Source organism: Nannocystis exedens (assembly GCF_002343915.1).
Lineage (GTDB): Bacteria > Myxococcota_A > Polyangia > Nannocystales > Nannocystaceae > Nannocystis > Nannocystis exedens.
In genome coordinates this window covers 9,976,236-9,990,300 of sequence record NZ_NETK01000001.1, presented here as the reverse complement: position 1 = coordinate 9,990,300, position 14,065 = coordinate 9,976,236, and the positions used below count along the sequence as shown (strand labels likewise).

The following is a 14,065-nucleotide window of genomic DNA, read 5'->3' as shown; positions in this document are numbered from 1 at the left end:
ACGCTGCGCTTCGCGGACCGCCCCGTCCTCGTCGCGCGCCGTCGTGCTCCGCGCGAGCGACAAACACGGACCTTGCCGACCGCCGCGACCTCGTCCCGCGAGCAGTCCATCATTCACGCGAGCAGACGCAACCCCTCACGACAGATCCACGCGCCCCATGCCGCGCGGGAAGGCGTGCGCCTCTGTGCGCGCCGTTGTATCGTCCTCACGAGATGTTCGCCTCGCCGTCCCTCGTTCCGCGCCTTCGCTCTCTCGCCGCGGTTCGAGGCCTGGCGCTCCTCCTCGTCCTGCTCGCAGCGTGTCGGCGAGGCGGCGAGACCACCGCCCCGACCGGCCCCGAGGCGCCCCCCGCCGGACCAGCGAGCGAGCTGCGGCGCACCTACGACCTCCCCGCCGGCGACGTCTCCTGGTCCCCGGAGGACTACCAAAAGGTCCGCGACGTCTTCGTCCGCCTCGAGCGCGAGCGTCCCGGGCTGCTCCCGCGGCTCGACGGACCCGACGGCGCGTGGCTGCGGCGACTCGTCGCCCTCGACGGCGTCGATGCGGCCGCGCAGCGCACCCACGGTCACGACGAGCTCACCGCGCTTCACCTCGCCGTCGCCGACATCCTCCAGCTCTACGCCGGCCGGGCGCTCGCCGGCGGCGACCACGGGCGCGAGTACCTCGCCGTCGCCGCGGCCTTCTTTAAACTGTCCGCCGTGCGCATCGATCGGCTCGCGGCCGACGACACCCGCCGCTCCACCTTCGTGGAGGCGCGGTTCTACCTCGCGCGCAGCGTCCACGACGTCCTCGCCAGCTCGCTCTCGCTGCCGGACACCATCGATCCCGCCGTCGCAGTCGCCACCTTCGTCCCGATCGCCGACGTGGTCGCCCCGTGGTTTTTGCCCGAGGAGCGCGACCGGATCCTCGACCTCGCCGATCGCCTCGCCGCCGTCGACGTCGCCGCCGCCGATCTCGCCGCCCTGCGCACCGCCTTCGCCCCCGATCGCGAGCCGCACGCCCGCGTCGACGCGCTCGCCGAAGCGCTCCGCGAGCACGCCGAGCAGCAGGAGGCCGTGCTCGCCGCGGTCGCGGCCGGCGCCCTCCAGCCGGTCGAGGTCGGACGCGAGGGCGCGCAGGTCCGCTGGGCTTTTCCGGACGCCGGCTTCTCCGCCGTGTTTCCCCGGCGGCCCAACGCGCAGCGGCAGAACTTCACCACCGCCGACGGCGTCGCGATGACCACCCGCATGCTCGCGCTCAAGCAGCCCGGCGACGCCTCGCGGCTCGTCACCTGCAGCGCGCGAGCGAAGCCGATCCCCGGCCGTACCCCTGCCGACGAAGTGCGTGGGATCGCCGACACGATGCATCTTCAGGCCGTGCGCGCGATCGAGGTCGAGGGCGCCGCCGGCCTCGAGGGCACGCTCACCACCGGCACGGCCCACGGCCTCGTCCGCGTCGTCGCCGTCGGCGACGCGACTTGCGTCGTCGTCGGCGAAGCCCCCTCCGCTCGCGCCCGCGAGCTCGCCGACGAACTGCGCCGCTTCGTCGACTCGTTCCGCCCCGGCCCCGCCCGCGGCCGCTGAAATCACCGATCCGCCTCGCGCCCTCGCCACGGCTCCACGGAGCTGGCCAGCTCGAGGACAACCTCGGCGCGCTCGACCTCGAGATCCCGCCCGAGCTCCTGCGCCGCCTCGACGAGCCAGCACCCCACCGGCCACGACCCCCTATACGATGTTCGGCGATCGTTATCAGGCCGCCGTCCACGGCGCCGCCGTCAGCGATCGCCCGCCGGCCTTCACCCCGCCGATCCGCGTCAGCCTCGGCTGAAGTCACGCGTGTCGGTCGAGGTGGGCGCGCCACTGTTGCGAGCAATTGTCGGCAGCCTTCTTTGTCATCACTGCCACCGCCGCCCGGTCCGCGCCGAGCCTCGCCATGCGTGCTCCCGGCGGCTGCGCGGAGCCGTCCGATGCCGCGCGGACGTGCTACCTCTCGTCGCCATGGGATTCTTCGACAAGGCCAAGCAGTTCCTCGGCGGCAAGAACATGGCGAGCGTCGCCATCACCGTCATCGAGCGTCAACCGGCGGAGACCGCCACCTTTCCGGTCACCGACTCGGTGCTCAAGGGCACGATGGTGATCACGGCGCAGCAGGAGTGTACCTTGCTGGCGACCAAGTACGAGGTGTGGCTGTACATCAAGAAGGACGAGGTCGACTCGCCCAACCTCGTCCGCGCCGAGAAGGATCCCGAGCCGAACGTCAGCTACTCGGACAGCTGCCTCAAGATGCCTTGCGACCTCAAGCCGGGGCAGGTCATCACCCAGCCGTGGATGGTGAGCGAGGTCGACCTCGCCGGCATCCTCGCGCGCAACGGCTTCCCCGACCCGAACGCCGCCACGCGTGACCCGCGAGTGCGGCTCGTCGTCAAATGCATCGCCGACGTCAAGGGTTCGCCGTTCGACCCGAGCGCAGAGGTCACCGTCCGCCTCGCGCCGACCTGAACCGCGCGTGCCGGACATGGACCGCGCGCGCCCCTGCGCGCCGCGCCCATGGCACATTCGGCGGCACGATGAACATCGACCTCGCCAGATTCTTGTCCGTCGCCGCCCTCATGAGCCAGGGCCTCGCCACAGCCGGCTGCACGATCAACCTCGACGGCCTCAGCGATACCAACATCGGCCCCGAGACGACCACGACGTCGAGCACGGGCGGTACCACCGACGACACGACCACCACCGGCACGGGCGGCGATACGGCCGACACCACCGAGACCGACCCCGGCACCAGCGTGCCGACGACCACGGACGCGCCGACCAGCACCAGCGGCACCACCGACGCCACCGCCGGCACCACCGGCGAGGGCTTCGTCTGCAGCGACGGCACCGCGATCGAGGACCCGGCGTGGGTCTGCGACGAGAACCCCGACTGCCCGGACGGCTCCGACGAGGTCACCGGCTGCGGCCTCGAGGCCTTCACCTGCAGCGGCGACAAGAAGGAGATCCCGAGCACCTGGGCCTGCGACGAGGTCCCCGACTGCATCGACGAGTCCGACGAGGTCACCGGCTGCGGCCTCGAGGCCTTCACCTGCACCAACGGCACCGAGATCCCGGCGACCTGGAAGTGCGACATGGCCGAGGACTGCCTCGACGGCTCCGACGAGGCCGACTGCTGAATGACTGAATGGACATGCCCCACGGAGCATGCTTTATCGAGCATGCCTGAAGGGGCATGTGCCCGCCTCTGTTCGCGCCCTGCTCGCCCCTGGCTTGAATCGCCACCGCCGCGCCGCCGCAGCGCCCGCCTCTGCCCGCTTCTCGCCGGCGCCCACTCACCCGGGGCGCGAATCGCCGCCGACGAGCCGGCGCACCTCGGCGACGTCGCAGAACGGCAGCGTCTGCCCGCGCGCCGTCTGTCCTTCCTCGTGCCCCTTGCCGGCGATCACCACCACGTCACCGGACGCCGCGGCGGCGATCGCCGCCGCGATCGCCCGCCCGCGGTCGAGCTCGATCGACCACGTCGCGCGCCCGCCTCGCAGCCCCTCCACCACCGCGGCCGCGATCGCCTCTGGCGCCTCGTCCCGCGGGTTGTCGCTCGTCACCAGCGCCATGTCGGCCAGGGCCCCGACGGCCGCGCCCATCGGCGCGCGCTTCTCCGGCGTCGAGTTGCCGCCGGCGCCGAACACCACGAGCACCCGCCCCTGCGCCCCCGCGAGCCGCCGCGCCGTCGCACACGTGTGTGCCAGCGCGTCGGGCGAGTGCGCGTAGTCGACGGCGATCGTCGGCCGGCCCGCGCCGTGGGCCAGCACCTCGAAGCGCCCCGGCACGATCGGGCACCCGGCGATCCCGCGCGCCACCGCCTCGCCCGGGAGCCCCGCCGCCAGCCCCGCGAGCGCGGCCGCCAGCGCGTTCTCGGCGAACACCTCGCCGACCATCTTAGAAAGAAGCGCCCCGCCGAGCGCGGCCGCGGCCGGCGACGGACGCAGCGTCACGCGCGTCCCCGTCGCCGTCACCTCGATCGCCTCGGCCTCGAGATCCGCCGCGCGCAGCCGCGGCCCGCGACCCGGCGCCGCGAACCACCGCCGCTCGACGTCGGCGGGGATCGCCTGGTCGACGAACAGCGCGTGCTTGTCGGCCGCGTTGAGCACCGCCACGCGCCCGGGGCCCAGGTGCATGAAGAGCTGGGCCTTGGCCGCCAGGTAGTGCTCCCAGCTCCCGTGCGTGCCGAAGTGATCGACCGACAGGTTGGTGAACACCCCGAGGTCGAACCGCCAGCTGCGCGCGTAGCCCTGCGCCAGCGCGTGGCTGGTCGTCTCGATCACCGCGTGCCGCGCCCCCCGCTCGTGCGCCCGCGCCAGCGTGGCGACGAAGTCGCCGAACCGCTTGCCGCGCGGCCACGCCTCGTCGTCGAACGCGACCCCGAGCGTCGACACCCGCAGCACCGGCAGCCCGGCCGCCCGCACCGCCGCCGCGATCATCCACGTGGTCGAGGTCTTGCCGTTGGTGCCGGTGACCCCGAACGAGAACATCGACTCCGCCCACGGAGCCGCCGCCGCGACCGGCCGCGAGAAGCTCGTCACCGGCCGAGCATAGCCCGAGCCGCCGGCGACCGTCTCGCGCGCGAGACCCCGGTCGCGCCCGCGCGCGCACCGGAGGCTGGCTCTCACGAACACATGCCCGGGGACGCTTCCCCCTCCCTGTTTGGAGCGGCCGACGTTTGCGCAGTGGGCCGGCTCTCGCCCTCGCTCGCCCGCGGACCGCGGTCCTCGCTCACGCGCGCCTCGCGGTGCTCACCTCGCACCGCTCACCCGAGCGAGCTCGCGGCGGGCTCTCTCACGGCTCTGAGAACATGCCCTTTCAAACATGCCCTTCAAAGCATGCCCGTCCAGACATGCCCTTTAAGACATGCCCTCCGAACCTGCTCGACCAGCCCGCTCGCCGCGGCAGGCCACCAGCAGCGCCGCGATCGCCGCGCGATCCTTCTCCCCGCGCCGCGCCCCCGGCAGCTCCGTCCCGCTGGCGACGTCGAGCCCGGCCGGGCGCACCTGCCCGATCGCCGCCGCCGCGTTGGCCGGCGTGATCCCGCCGGCCAGCCACACCTCGAGCCCCGCGAGCTGCCGCACCGCCGCCGCCGCCCAGCTCCAGTCGGTCGTCTGGCCTGCGCCGCCGTAGCCGGGCACCGCCGCGTCGAGCAGCGCGCGGGCCGGTCGGGGCGCCGGCGGCAGCAGCTCGGCCAGCGCCGGCGTCCCGCGGACCACCCACAGGTACGGCAGCCCGTAGCCGGTCACTTCCTGCGCCCCGACGATCTGCACGAGGTCGAGCGCCAGCGTCTCGGCCGCGCGGCGGACCTCCTCGGCGGAGGGCTCGACGAACACGCCCACGCGCTCGAGCGAGCGCGGCGGGTCGACCGCGCGCAGCAGCGCCTCGGCCTCGGCCAGCGACAGCCCGCGGCGCGAGCCGGCCCACAGGTTGATCCCGACCGCGTCGACCCCCAGCTCGACGCAGGCCGCCAGGTCCTCCGGGCGGGTCACCCCGCACACCTTGAGCTTCACGGACATGTCCGCACCGACCTGTCTCTCGCGTCCTGTCCGCCGGGACATGCCCCCGAAGCCAGCCGCCGCACGACCGCGGCGCTGCCGGTCGCGCGCTCGCCGTGCCCCGGCGCACCCGGTCGGGGAGCCGGCCGCCTCACAGCGCCATCACCAGCTCGCGCAGCGCCTCGCCGGGGTGCTCGGCCGTCATGAAGTAGCTGCCGATCAGCAGCGCGTCGGCGCCCGAGTCGCGCAGGCGGAGCGCGTCGTCGATGCTGCGGACCCCGCTCTCGGCCACGTACGTAAAGCTCTTGGGCACGTACTTGCGCAGCTTGGCGGCGCGGTCGGGGTCGAGCTCGAACGTCTGCAGGTCGCGCGAGTTGACCCCGATCAGCTTGGCGCCGGCCGCCATCGCGCGATCGATCTCCGCCTCGTCGCGGGTCTCGCACAGCACCTGCATCTCGAGCGAGTGGGAGAACTCGATCAGGTTGCGCAGCTGCGGCGCCGGCAGGGCGGCCACGATCAGCAGCACGCAGTCGGCCCCGACCCGCTTGGCCTCGACGATCTGGGTCTTCTCGAGGATGAAGTCCTTGGCCAGCAGCGGCAGCGCCACGCTCTGGCGCACCGTCCGGAGGTCGTCGAGCGAGCCCTGGAAGTGCTTGTCGCACAGCACGCTCATGCAGGTCGCGCCGCCGGCCGCGTAGAGCATGGCGATCTGGCGCGCGTCGGCGCCCTCGCGCAGCGCGCCGGCGCTCGGCGAGGCGCGCTTGAACTCGGCGATGATCCCCGGGCGCGGGCCCTCGCGCAGCGCGCCGATGAAGTCGCGCGGGCGCGGCAGGCGGGCGCCGAGCTCGAGCAGCTCGCGGTCGGTCAGCGCTCCCGAGCGGGTCGCCCGGGGGGCGGCGAGCTCGGCCCGCTTGGCGGCCAGGATCTTGTCGAGGTACGTGCTGCCTTTGTCGCTCATGTCCTGCCCTCAGGGTAGCGCAGCGCGGCTGGCGGCGACGAGCCGGTCGAGCACGGCCGCCGCCCGGCCGTCGTCGAGCGCCGCGCCGATCGCCCGCGCCTTGGCCGGCAGCGTCTCGATCCCGTCGTCCCCGGCCGCCAGCAGGGCCAGCGCCCCGCTGTACTGCACACTTGTGTGGTAGGCGCCCGGCTCCCCGGCCAAGAGGGCCCGCAGCGCGCTCGCGTTGCCGGCCGCGTCGTCGCCGGCGATCGCCGCGATCGGCACCTCCGGGAGCTCCGCGTCGGCGGGGCGCAGCGTGTACGTGCGCAGCGCGCCGCGGTGCCATTCGGCCACCGTGCTCGGGCCCTCGGGGCTGAGGTCGTCGATCCCGGGCCGGTCCGCGCCGGCGAAGAAGCCGTGGACCACGAACACGCGCTCGCTGCCGAGAGCGCCCAGCGCCGCCGCCATCGCCTCGACCTTCGCGGGGTCGAACACGCCGATGACCTGCCGGCGCACCCCCGCGGGGTTGCACATCGGCCCGACCAGGTTGAAGAGCGTGCGCAGCCCGAGCGCCTTGCGCGGGCCGGCCGCGTGGCGCATCGCCGGGTGGAGGTTCGGCGCGAACATGAAGCCGACGCCGACCTCGTCGACGCACTTGCCGACGCGCTCGGGCGGCGCCGTGATGTCGACGCCCAGCGCGGCCAGCACGTCGGCCGAGCCGCACGGGCTCGAGATCCCGCGGTTGCCGTGCTTGGCGACCCGCGCCCCGCAGGCGGCCGCCGCGATCGCCACCGCCGTCGACACGTTGCGCCGGGCCACCCCGCTGCCGCCGGTCCCGCAGGTGTCGATCGCCCCCGGCTCGCGCAGCGGCACCGGCACCACCGCCTCTCGCATCGCCCGCACCGCCCCGGCGATCACCGGCGCCGTCTCGCCGCGGATCGCCAGGCCGACCAAGAGCCCGCCGATCTGCGCCGGGTCGGCCGCGCCGGCCACGATCTCGCGGAAAAGCGCCAGCGCCTCGCCCTCCTCGATCGCCTCGCCGCGGACCAGGCGGGCCAGCCCGCGCCGCAGCGCCCCGTCGCCGGCCCCTTCGGTCATGTCTTCACCGCCATGTCCGATGAGCCATGCATTTCGAGGAAGGTGCGCAGCATCGCGTGGCCGTGCTCGCTGAGCACCGACTCCGGGTGGAACTGGACCCCGTGCAGCGGCCGCGTCGCGTGGCGCACGCCCATCAGCTCGCCGGCGTCGGTGCGCGCGTTCGGGATCAGGCAGGCCGGCAGCGTGCTCTCGACCGCGACCAGGCTGTGGTAGCGCGTGGCCATGAACGGCGACGGCAGCCCGGCGAACACGCCGGTGGCGTCGTGCACCATCGGCGACAGCTTGCCGTGCATGATCCGCCCGGCACGCTCGACCCGCGCGCCCAGCACCTCGCACAGCGTCTGGTGGCCGAGGCACACCCCGAGCACCGGGATCGCCGGCGCGTCGGCCTCCGCCAGCCGGCGGCACAGATCCTGGCACACCCCGCTCTCGGCCGGCGTGCCTGGCCCCGGGGACAGGACGATGTGGCTCGGCGCGTCGGCCAGCACCTGCTCGAGCTTGACCGCGTCGTTGCGGTGGACGTCGACCACCGCGCCGAGCTGCAGCAGGTACTGCACGAGGTTGAAGGTGAACGAGTCGTAGTTGTCGATCACCAGCACGCGGCAGCCGGGGCGGGCCGCGCCGGCGGGCCGCAGGCGCTGGCCGCCCGGCAGCGGCGGGGCCGCGTCGACGGTCGCGTGGTTGTCGTTCGCGCTCACGCTGCACCTCCTTCGGCCGCCGCCGCGATCGCGCGCAGCACCGCGCTCGCCTTGGCGTGGCACTCGTTGTCCTCGCCCTCGGGCGACGAGTCGAACACGACCCCCGCGCCGGCCTGGACCCGGAATTCCTCGCCGACCGCGACCAGCGAGCGGATGCAGATGGCGAAGTCGGCCCCGCCGTCGTAGCCGAGGTAGCCGACGGCGCCGCCGTACCAGCCGCGCGGCGCCGGCTCGAGCGCGTCGATGATCTGCAGCGCGCGGATCTTCGGCGCCCCGCTCAGCGTGCCGGCCGGGAACGTCGCGCGCAGGGCGTCGAGCGCCGTCAGCTCCGGCCGCAGCTCGCCCTGCACCTCGCTGACGATGTGCATCACCCGGCTGTAGCGCTCGATCGAGAACGACTCCGACACCCGCACGCTGCCGGCCACGCTGACGCGGCCGAGGTCGTTGCGGCCGAGGTCGACCAGCATGAGGTGCTCGGCGCGCTCCTTCGGATCGGCCAGCAGCTCGCTGGCCAGCGCCTCGTCCTCGACCGCGTCGCGCCCGCGCGGGCGGGTGCCCGCGATCGGCCGCACGGTCACGCGCAGGCCCGACTGCGGGGCGACCTCGCTGCTCGCGGCCCCCGTCACCGCCGGCGCCAGCGCGTCGCGGTCGCAGCGGACCAGCACCTCCGGCGAGGCCCCCGTCAGCGCCGCCGCCGGCAGGTCGAACAGGTACATGTAGGGCGCCGGGTTGCCGACCCGCAGCATGCGGTAGACGTCGAGCAGATCGACCCCGTCGCGCCGGCTGACGAACCGCTGCGACAGCACGACCTGGAAGATGTCGCCGGCCATGATGTGCTCGCGCGCGGCCGCCACCGAGGCGCGGTACTTCTCGCGCGACCACGGCGGCGCGACCTCGGTCGCCGGCGGCGCGACCTCCGGCACCCGCCGCGGGCCCAGCACCGCCGGCCCGTGCAGCGCCCGCGCCACCGCCTCGACGCGGGCCCGCGCGGCCGCCTCCGCCGCCTCCGGCCCGCCCTCGCTCTCGGCGCACGCGGTCGCCAGCACGCGGACAGTGTTGGAGAAGTTGTCGAACACCACCAGCGTGTCGCTCGCCACCAGCTCGACCGCCGGCAGATCGCTCGACATGACCGAAAGGCCAGGTACGGCCGGGATCGGGTCGAACACGCGGGCCGCGTCGTGGCCCCACACCCCGACCAGGCCGCCCCAGAAGCGCGGCAAGTCGGGCCGCGGCGGGCTCTCGTAGGCCCGCTGCAGCGCGGCGATGCCGGACAGCCCGCGGCTCTTCGCCTCGACCCCGGGCGGCAGCGAGAAGCCCGGCCCCGGGGTGATCGTCACGTCGAGGTCGTAGCCGTTCCACACCCCGCGCACGTGGGCCCGCGCGCCGACGCCGACCACGCTGTAGCGAGCCCACCGCTCGCCGGCCCCGCCCGCGCTCTCGAGCAGGAAGCTGACGCCGGGCAGGTCGGGCGGCCCGGAGCCGCCGCCGCGCGCGTAGGCCCGCAAGCGGGCGTAGACCTCGACGGGGGTGATGCCGTCGCAAAGCAGCTCGCGCCACACCGGCACCAGCCGCGGCGACGCCGGCTCAATCAAGGGCGGGCCCGCGATCATGCCGCCAAGGATACACCGCGTCGGCCGACGCGATCGACGGCGTAGATCGAGCTCCGAGGTAGGACACGCGTCCGCGCCCCGGCACGGCGCGGCCGCGCCCCGGCGCCTGTCCGATCGCGCAGCCGCCGGGTCCGCCCGCGCCGACGCTAGCGGCGCCGGATGCTCGCCCCGGAGTCGGTGTCGACGATCCGGATGTTGCCGAGCGTGTATCCCGCGGCCGCCGTGGCCACGGTGTCGAAGCGGACGCTGCCCGACACCACCGCCGTCCCGGTGGCGTCGACGAAGCTGTAATTGACGATCAAGGTGTTGTCGGTCGCGCTGCCGACGGCCTGGTTCACGGTGTAGCCGGCCTCGGCCTTCACGCGGATGTCGACCTTGGCCACGTTGTCGAGCACCTGGACCCGCGAGTTGCTGACCGCCTGCCGCCACACCCGCTCGTAGGTGTCGTCGGCTGGGTCGAGCAGGGCCACGCTGCCGGAGGTGGCCGTCGGGTCGGTGGTCTGGCGGGCCGTCTTGGTCACCGTCGCCGCCACGTCGGGGCACGGGTTGCCGACCAGCTTGACGGTGAGGGCGCCGACGTTCGCGCCGCCGACGTTGAGGAAGGACATCTTGAACTCGGTCTTCTCCTCGGGATCGCTCGAGCTGTCGTCCTCCCAGGTGATCGTCGTCCCGGTCAGCTCGGTCGTGAACGACGCGTTCAGGTCGATGTCGAGGTTGGCCACCGGCCCCGCCGCGACCCCCGTCTTCAGGACCACATCTCGCCTCATCTTCGGTGTCGGCATGCTGTCTATCGCCCGGGCGTAAGGTGGCCCGGATCCCCCGGCGGATGAGCGTATCCCGACCGGGAAATGGATCACGCGCGTACCTACAAACACGCCCCGTCGGGCGCGCGTCGGCGCGCCGGCGCAGGATCGCTCGCACCGCCGCGCGCAATTGCGCCGACATGAGGTGTTCTATCGAGCATGTTCGAACAAACATGTCCTGATGAACATCTTCCGATCTCGCCGCGCGGACGCCCCCGGGCGGCCGGCCGTCAGCGATCGACGTGGGCCAGCAGCCAGGCGTCGACCTTCGAGACGTCCTCGTCGGCGTGCTCGCCGGCGTAGTCGGCCCGCGCCTCCGACGCCAACGTCAGCGCACGCGGACGGTCGCGCGGCGCGACCGCGCGGGCGAGCGCGAACCGCAGCTCGCCGAGGTCGACCGGCTGCACGTCCTTGCGGGTGCGGATCGCCAGCGCCCGCTCGAGCAGCGGCCGGGCCTCGTCGAGGCGCCCGAGCTCGACGAGGGCCACGCCGAGGCCGTGCAGCGGGTACGCCACCTCGGGGTCGTCGGGGCCGAACAGGGCCTGGCCGCGGGCCAGCGCCTCCTCGTAGATCGGCACCGCGCGCGCGTAGTCGTGCTGCAGGTGGTGGCTGTTGGCGAGGTTGTAGAGCGCGTCGACCAGCCGCGCCTCGAACCCCGCGGTCCGCCGCAGCACCGCCGCCGCCGCCTCGAAGTAGCCGCTCGCGCGCGCGAGGTCGCCGGCGGACAGCAGCACGTTGCCGAGGTTCATCCGCGTCGACGCGATCTCGGGGTGGTCGGGCCCGAGCGTGCGCACGCGGATGTCGAGCGCCCGCTCGAGCGACGCCATCGCCGCGTCCGTCCGGCCCGCGCTCATCTCGAGCACGCCGATGTTGTTGAGGATCGCCGCCACGTCGGGGTGGTCGGGGCCGAGCCGGTCCTCGGCGAGCGCCAGCGCGTCGCCGTAGTACTTGCGGGCCGCCTCGTCGCGCCCGCTGCGGTCCTCGAGCGACCCGAGCGCGTTGAAGGCCTGGATCAGCAGCAGCCGCGACGACGCCGGCGTCGCCCGCAGCACCTCGACCGCGGCCAGCAGCGTCTGCCGCCCCACCTCGTAGTCGCCGCGCTCGCCCTGGACGATGCCGAGCGAGATGTTCCTTCGCGCCTGTTCGATCGGACCTGCCCCGACGCGCAGGTCGGCCGCCGCCGCGAGCTGCAGCATCCGCTCGCCCTCGGCGTGGCGCTGCTGCAGCGCGCCGAGCACGAGCCCGAGCTCGGCCATCGCCTGCCCGCGCGCCGGGTCGACCGCGCCGGCCTCCGCCGCCGCGATCGCGCGCGTGTGCAGCGCGACCGCCTCCTCGGAGCGGCCCTGGTCGGCCGCGATCTGGCCGAGGGTGATCAGCGCCCGCGCCTCGATGGCGGCCGCCCCGATCGCCCGCCCCTCCTGCAGCGCGCGCTCGGCCAGCCCCTGCGCCGCCGCGTACTTGGCCGCGTGTCGCTTGGCCACCGCATGGGCCAAGATGCCCTCCAGCCGCGCCACCTCCTCGCGCGAGGCCAGCGAGCGCCCGTTCGCGTGCATCAGCCGCTCGGCGTCGGCGCACTCCTTCAGGTCCGACAGCCCCTCGACCGCGGCCGCGGCCCGCTGCACCACCTCGCGGTCGGCCTCGGAGAACAACGCCGCGGTCGCCTGCAGCTGATCGAGGTGGCGGTCGAGGCAGGCCATGCGGCGGTCGAGCAGCAGCGGCGCCTGCTCGTGGTGGACCCGCGACGCCTCGCAGACCTCGCGGCGCATCGCCACCCACGTCGCCGCGTACTCGTCGAGGGCGGCGGTCGCCGTCTCGGCCGCGCGCGCCGCGTAGGGCTGCCCGGTCTCGAGGAACGCCTGCCGCGTCTTCTCTCGGGTCGCCTCGTCCCACAACCCGACGAGGTGGCGGTCGGCGCTCTCGCACCCGGGCGGCTTGACCTGCGCCCACACGATCCCGCCGGTCACCGTCGCCGCCACGCCCGCGACCGCCAGCGCCCCGAAGATCGTGCGCCTTCGCCGGTCCGCCGGCGCCAGCGCGGCCAGCATCGCGTCCATCGACTCGAACCGCTGGCTCGGCTCGACCGACAGCGCGCGGAGGATCGCCCGCCGCACGTGCAGCGGCACCGACGTGCGCACCGGCGTGGCGTCGATCTTGCCGCCGAGCACGCTGGTCGTCAGCTGCAGGTAGTTCTTGGCCGGGAACGGGTGGGCCTTGAACAGCGCCTCGAACAGCGCGACCGCGAACGCGAACTGGTCGGCGCGCGCGTCGACCCGCGCCCCCATGTGCTGCTCCGGCGCCATGTAGGCCGGCGTCCCGACCAGCGCGCCGGTCCGCGTCAGCCGCATCGACGACAGCCCCGCGATCGCCGAGTCGAGCCCCGTCGGCGGCGCCTGCGAGGCCAGCGCGGCCGCCTGCAGCCGGGCCGCCGCCGGGTCGGTGTCGGCCAGCGGCGCCGGGTCGTTGCCCTTGTCGGTGGTGGCGAACGGCGACAGGCTGGCCGACGCCGACGCGATCGGCGGCGTCGAGATGTTTTCGGACATGTCCCGAGGGACAGCCTTGAACTCGGGCCCGTCGGCGCCGCGGGCGATGCCGAAGTCGACCACGCGCACGCGGCCGTCGCGGCCGACCAGCACGTTGTCGGGCTTGAAGTCGCGGTGGACGATCCCGGCCTTGTGCGCGGCCGCCAGCCCGCGGCCGGCGGCGACGAAGGTGTCGAGGATCTCTTGGGGCGTCCGCTTGCCGTCCTTGAGCCAGCGCGACAGGTTCTGCCCGTCGACCAGCTCCATCGTCAGGTACACCAGCTCGCCGATCCGGTTGGCGTCGTAGATCGCGACCACGTTGGGGTGCTGCAGCCGGGCCAGCGCCTGGGCCTCGCGCAGCAGCCGGCCGACGATCTCGTCGGCGCGGTGGCCCGGGCGGGCGTGCATGATCTTGAGCGCCACGCGCCGGTCGAGCCGCGGGTCGTAGGCGGTGTAGACCACGCCCATCGCCCCCGCGCCGATGCGGTCGAGCACCGTGTAGCGCTCGATCGCCGCCCCGCGCTCGAACTTGAGCGCCTGGACCTCGTCGATCGACGGCGACTCGACCAGGGTCTCGACGCCGGTCATGCGCGACTGATCGAGGTCGGACAGGCCCCCGGCGGTGCTGCGCGCGCTCGGCGAGCCGTCCGCGAAAGGCCCCTCGCCCACCGTCGCCGCCTCGCCCACGCCTGCATGGTATCAAGGCCCGGCGGCGTTGTGGGCCTGGAGGCGCGCGGCGCCCCTGTTTGCAGGGGAGCGGCCGCAGCGCCGCCGCGGGCGGGACGCGAAACGACATTCGCCGTCCGGGCCCGCGGCGACGTGTGCCGCCTCGTCGGACCCGAGCCGACGCGCCGCGCCGGGCTTGACTCCGCGGCCCTTCGGGCCTGAAAA

At 74.2% G+C, this 14,065-nt stretch carries 11 protein-coding genes; 3 read left to right on the top strand and 8 right to left on the bottom strand.

Going from position 1 to position 14,065, the window contains the following annotated elements; genetic code table 11:
• The first annotated feature begins 212 nt into the window (after positions 1–212).
• From NAEX_RS38895 to NAEX_RS38885, 3 genes are all read left to right on the top strand, one after another.
• Complete coding sequence (locus NAEX_RS38895; RefSeq protein ID WP_096332522.1) at positions 213–1,562, top strand: hypothetical protein; 1,350 nt, start codon at positions 213–215, stop codon at positions 1,560–1,562.
• A gap of 414 nt (positions 1,563–1,976) precedes the next feature.
• Positions 1,977–2,477, top strand: coding sequence for a hypothetical protein (locus tag NAEX_RS38890; protein WP_096332521.1), 501 nt, complete (start codon positions 1,977–1,979; stop codon positions 2,475–2,477).
• 68 nt (positions 2,478–2,545) lie between these two features.
• Positions 2,546–3,148 carry a hypothetical protein gene (locus tag NAEX_RS38885; RefSeq protein WP_096332520.1) on the top strand — a complete coding sequence of 201 codons (603 nt, stop codon included), beginning with the start codon at positions 2,546–2,548 and terminating at the stop codon, positions 3,146–3,148.
• Positions 3,149–3,304: 156 nt separating this feature from the next.
• Here the strand turns inward: NAEX_RS38885 and NAEX_RS38880 are convergent, their stop codons facing one another.
• The 8 genes from NAEX_RS38880 to NAEX_RS38845 form a co-directional block, all read right to left on the bottom strand.
• Positions 3,305–4,552 (bottom strand): Mur ligase family protein, encoded by a 1,248-nt coding sequence (locus tag NAEX_RS38880; RefSeq protein ID WP_096332519.1) that lies wholly within the window; start codon positions 4,550–4,552, stop codon positions 3,305–3,307.
• A 318-nt stretch (positions 4,553–4,870) separates the two neighbouring features.
• Entirely contained in the window at positions 4,871–5,530 is a 660-nt protein-coding gene (locus NAEX_RS38875) for a phosphoribosylanthranilate isomerase (protein WP_170136379.1), read from the bottom strand.
• A gap of 130 nt (positions 5,531–5,660) precedes the next feature.
• Complete coding sequence (locus NAEX_RS38870) at positions 5,661–6,467, bottom strand: indole-3-glycerol phosphate synthase TrpC (RefSeq protein ID WP_096332517.1); 807 nt, start codon at positions 6,465–6,467, stop codon at positions 5,661–5,663.
• A 9-nt stretch (positions 6,468–6,476) separates the two neighbouring features.
• Entirely contained in the window at positions 6,477–7,544 is a 1,068-nt protein-coding gene (gene trpD / locus NAEX_RS38865) for an anthranilate phosphoribosyltransferase (protein WP_096332516.1), read from the bottom strand.
• Complete coding sequence (locus NAEX_RS38860; RefSeq protein WP_211302619.1) at positions 7,541–8,179, bottom strand: anthranilate synthase component II; 639 nt, start codon at positions 8,177–8,179, stop codon at positions 7,541–7,543. The genes trpD and NAEX_RS38860 overlap by 4 nt, the downstream gene beginning before the upstream one ends.
• Before the next feature lie 59 nt (positions 8,180–8,238).
• Positions 8,239–9,852, bottom strand: coding sequence for an anthranilate synthase component I family protein (locus tag NAEX_RS38855; protein WP_096332515.1), 1,614 nt, complete (start codon positions 9,850–9,852; stop codon positions 8,239–8,241).
• A gap of 146 nt (positions 9,853–9,998) precedes the next feature.
• Positions 9,999–10,607, bottom strand: a complete 609-nt coding sequence (locus NAEX_RS38850; RefSeq protein WP_096332514.1) for a hypothetical protein — start codon at positions 10,605–10,607, stop codon at positions 9,999–10,001.
• Between the two features lie 278 nt (positions 10,608–10,885).
• Positions 10,886–13,861, bottom strand: coding sequence for a tetratricopeptide repeat protein (locus NAEX_RS38845; RefSeq protein WP_096332513.1), 2,976 nt, complete (start codon positions 13,859–13,861; stop codon positions 10,886–10,888).
• Positions 13,862–14,065 lie beyond the last annotated feature (204 nt).

Excerpts from the sequence above, each read along its gene's own strand:
- NAEX_RS38855 (WP_096332515.1), bottom strand. The coding sequence starts at position 9,852 with ATGATCGCGGGCCCGCCCTTGATTGAGCCGGCGTCGCCGCGGCTGGTG.
- NAEX_RS38890 (WP_096332521.1), top strand. The coding sequence starts at position 1,977 with ATGGGATTCTTCGACAAGGCCAAGCAGTTCCTCGGCGGCAAGAACATG.
- trpD (WP_096332516.1), bottom strand. The coding sequence starts at position 7,544 with ATGACCGAAGGGGCCGGCGACGGGGCGCTGCGGCGCGGGCTGGCCCGC.
- NAEX_RS38885 (WP_096332520.1), top strand. The coding sequence starts at position 2,546 with ATGAACATCGACCTCGCCAGATTCTTGTCCGTCGCCGCCCTCATGAGC.
- NAEX_RS38870 (WP_096332517.1), bottom strand. The coding sequence starts at position 6,467 with ATGAGCGACAAAGGCAGCACGTACCTCGACAAGATCCTGGCCGCCAAG.
- NAEX_RS38875 (WP_170136379.1), bottom strand. The coding sequence starts at position 5,530 with ATGTCCGTGAAGCTCAAGGTGTGCGGGGTGACCCGCCCGGAGGACCTG.
- NAEX_RS38895 (WP_096332522.1), top strand. The coding sequence starts at position 213 with ATGTTCGCCTCGCCGTCCCTCGTTCCGCGCCTTCGCTCTCTCGCCGCG.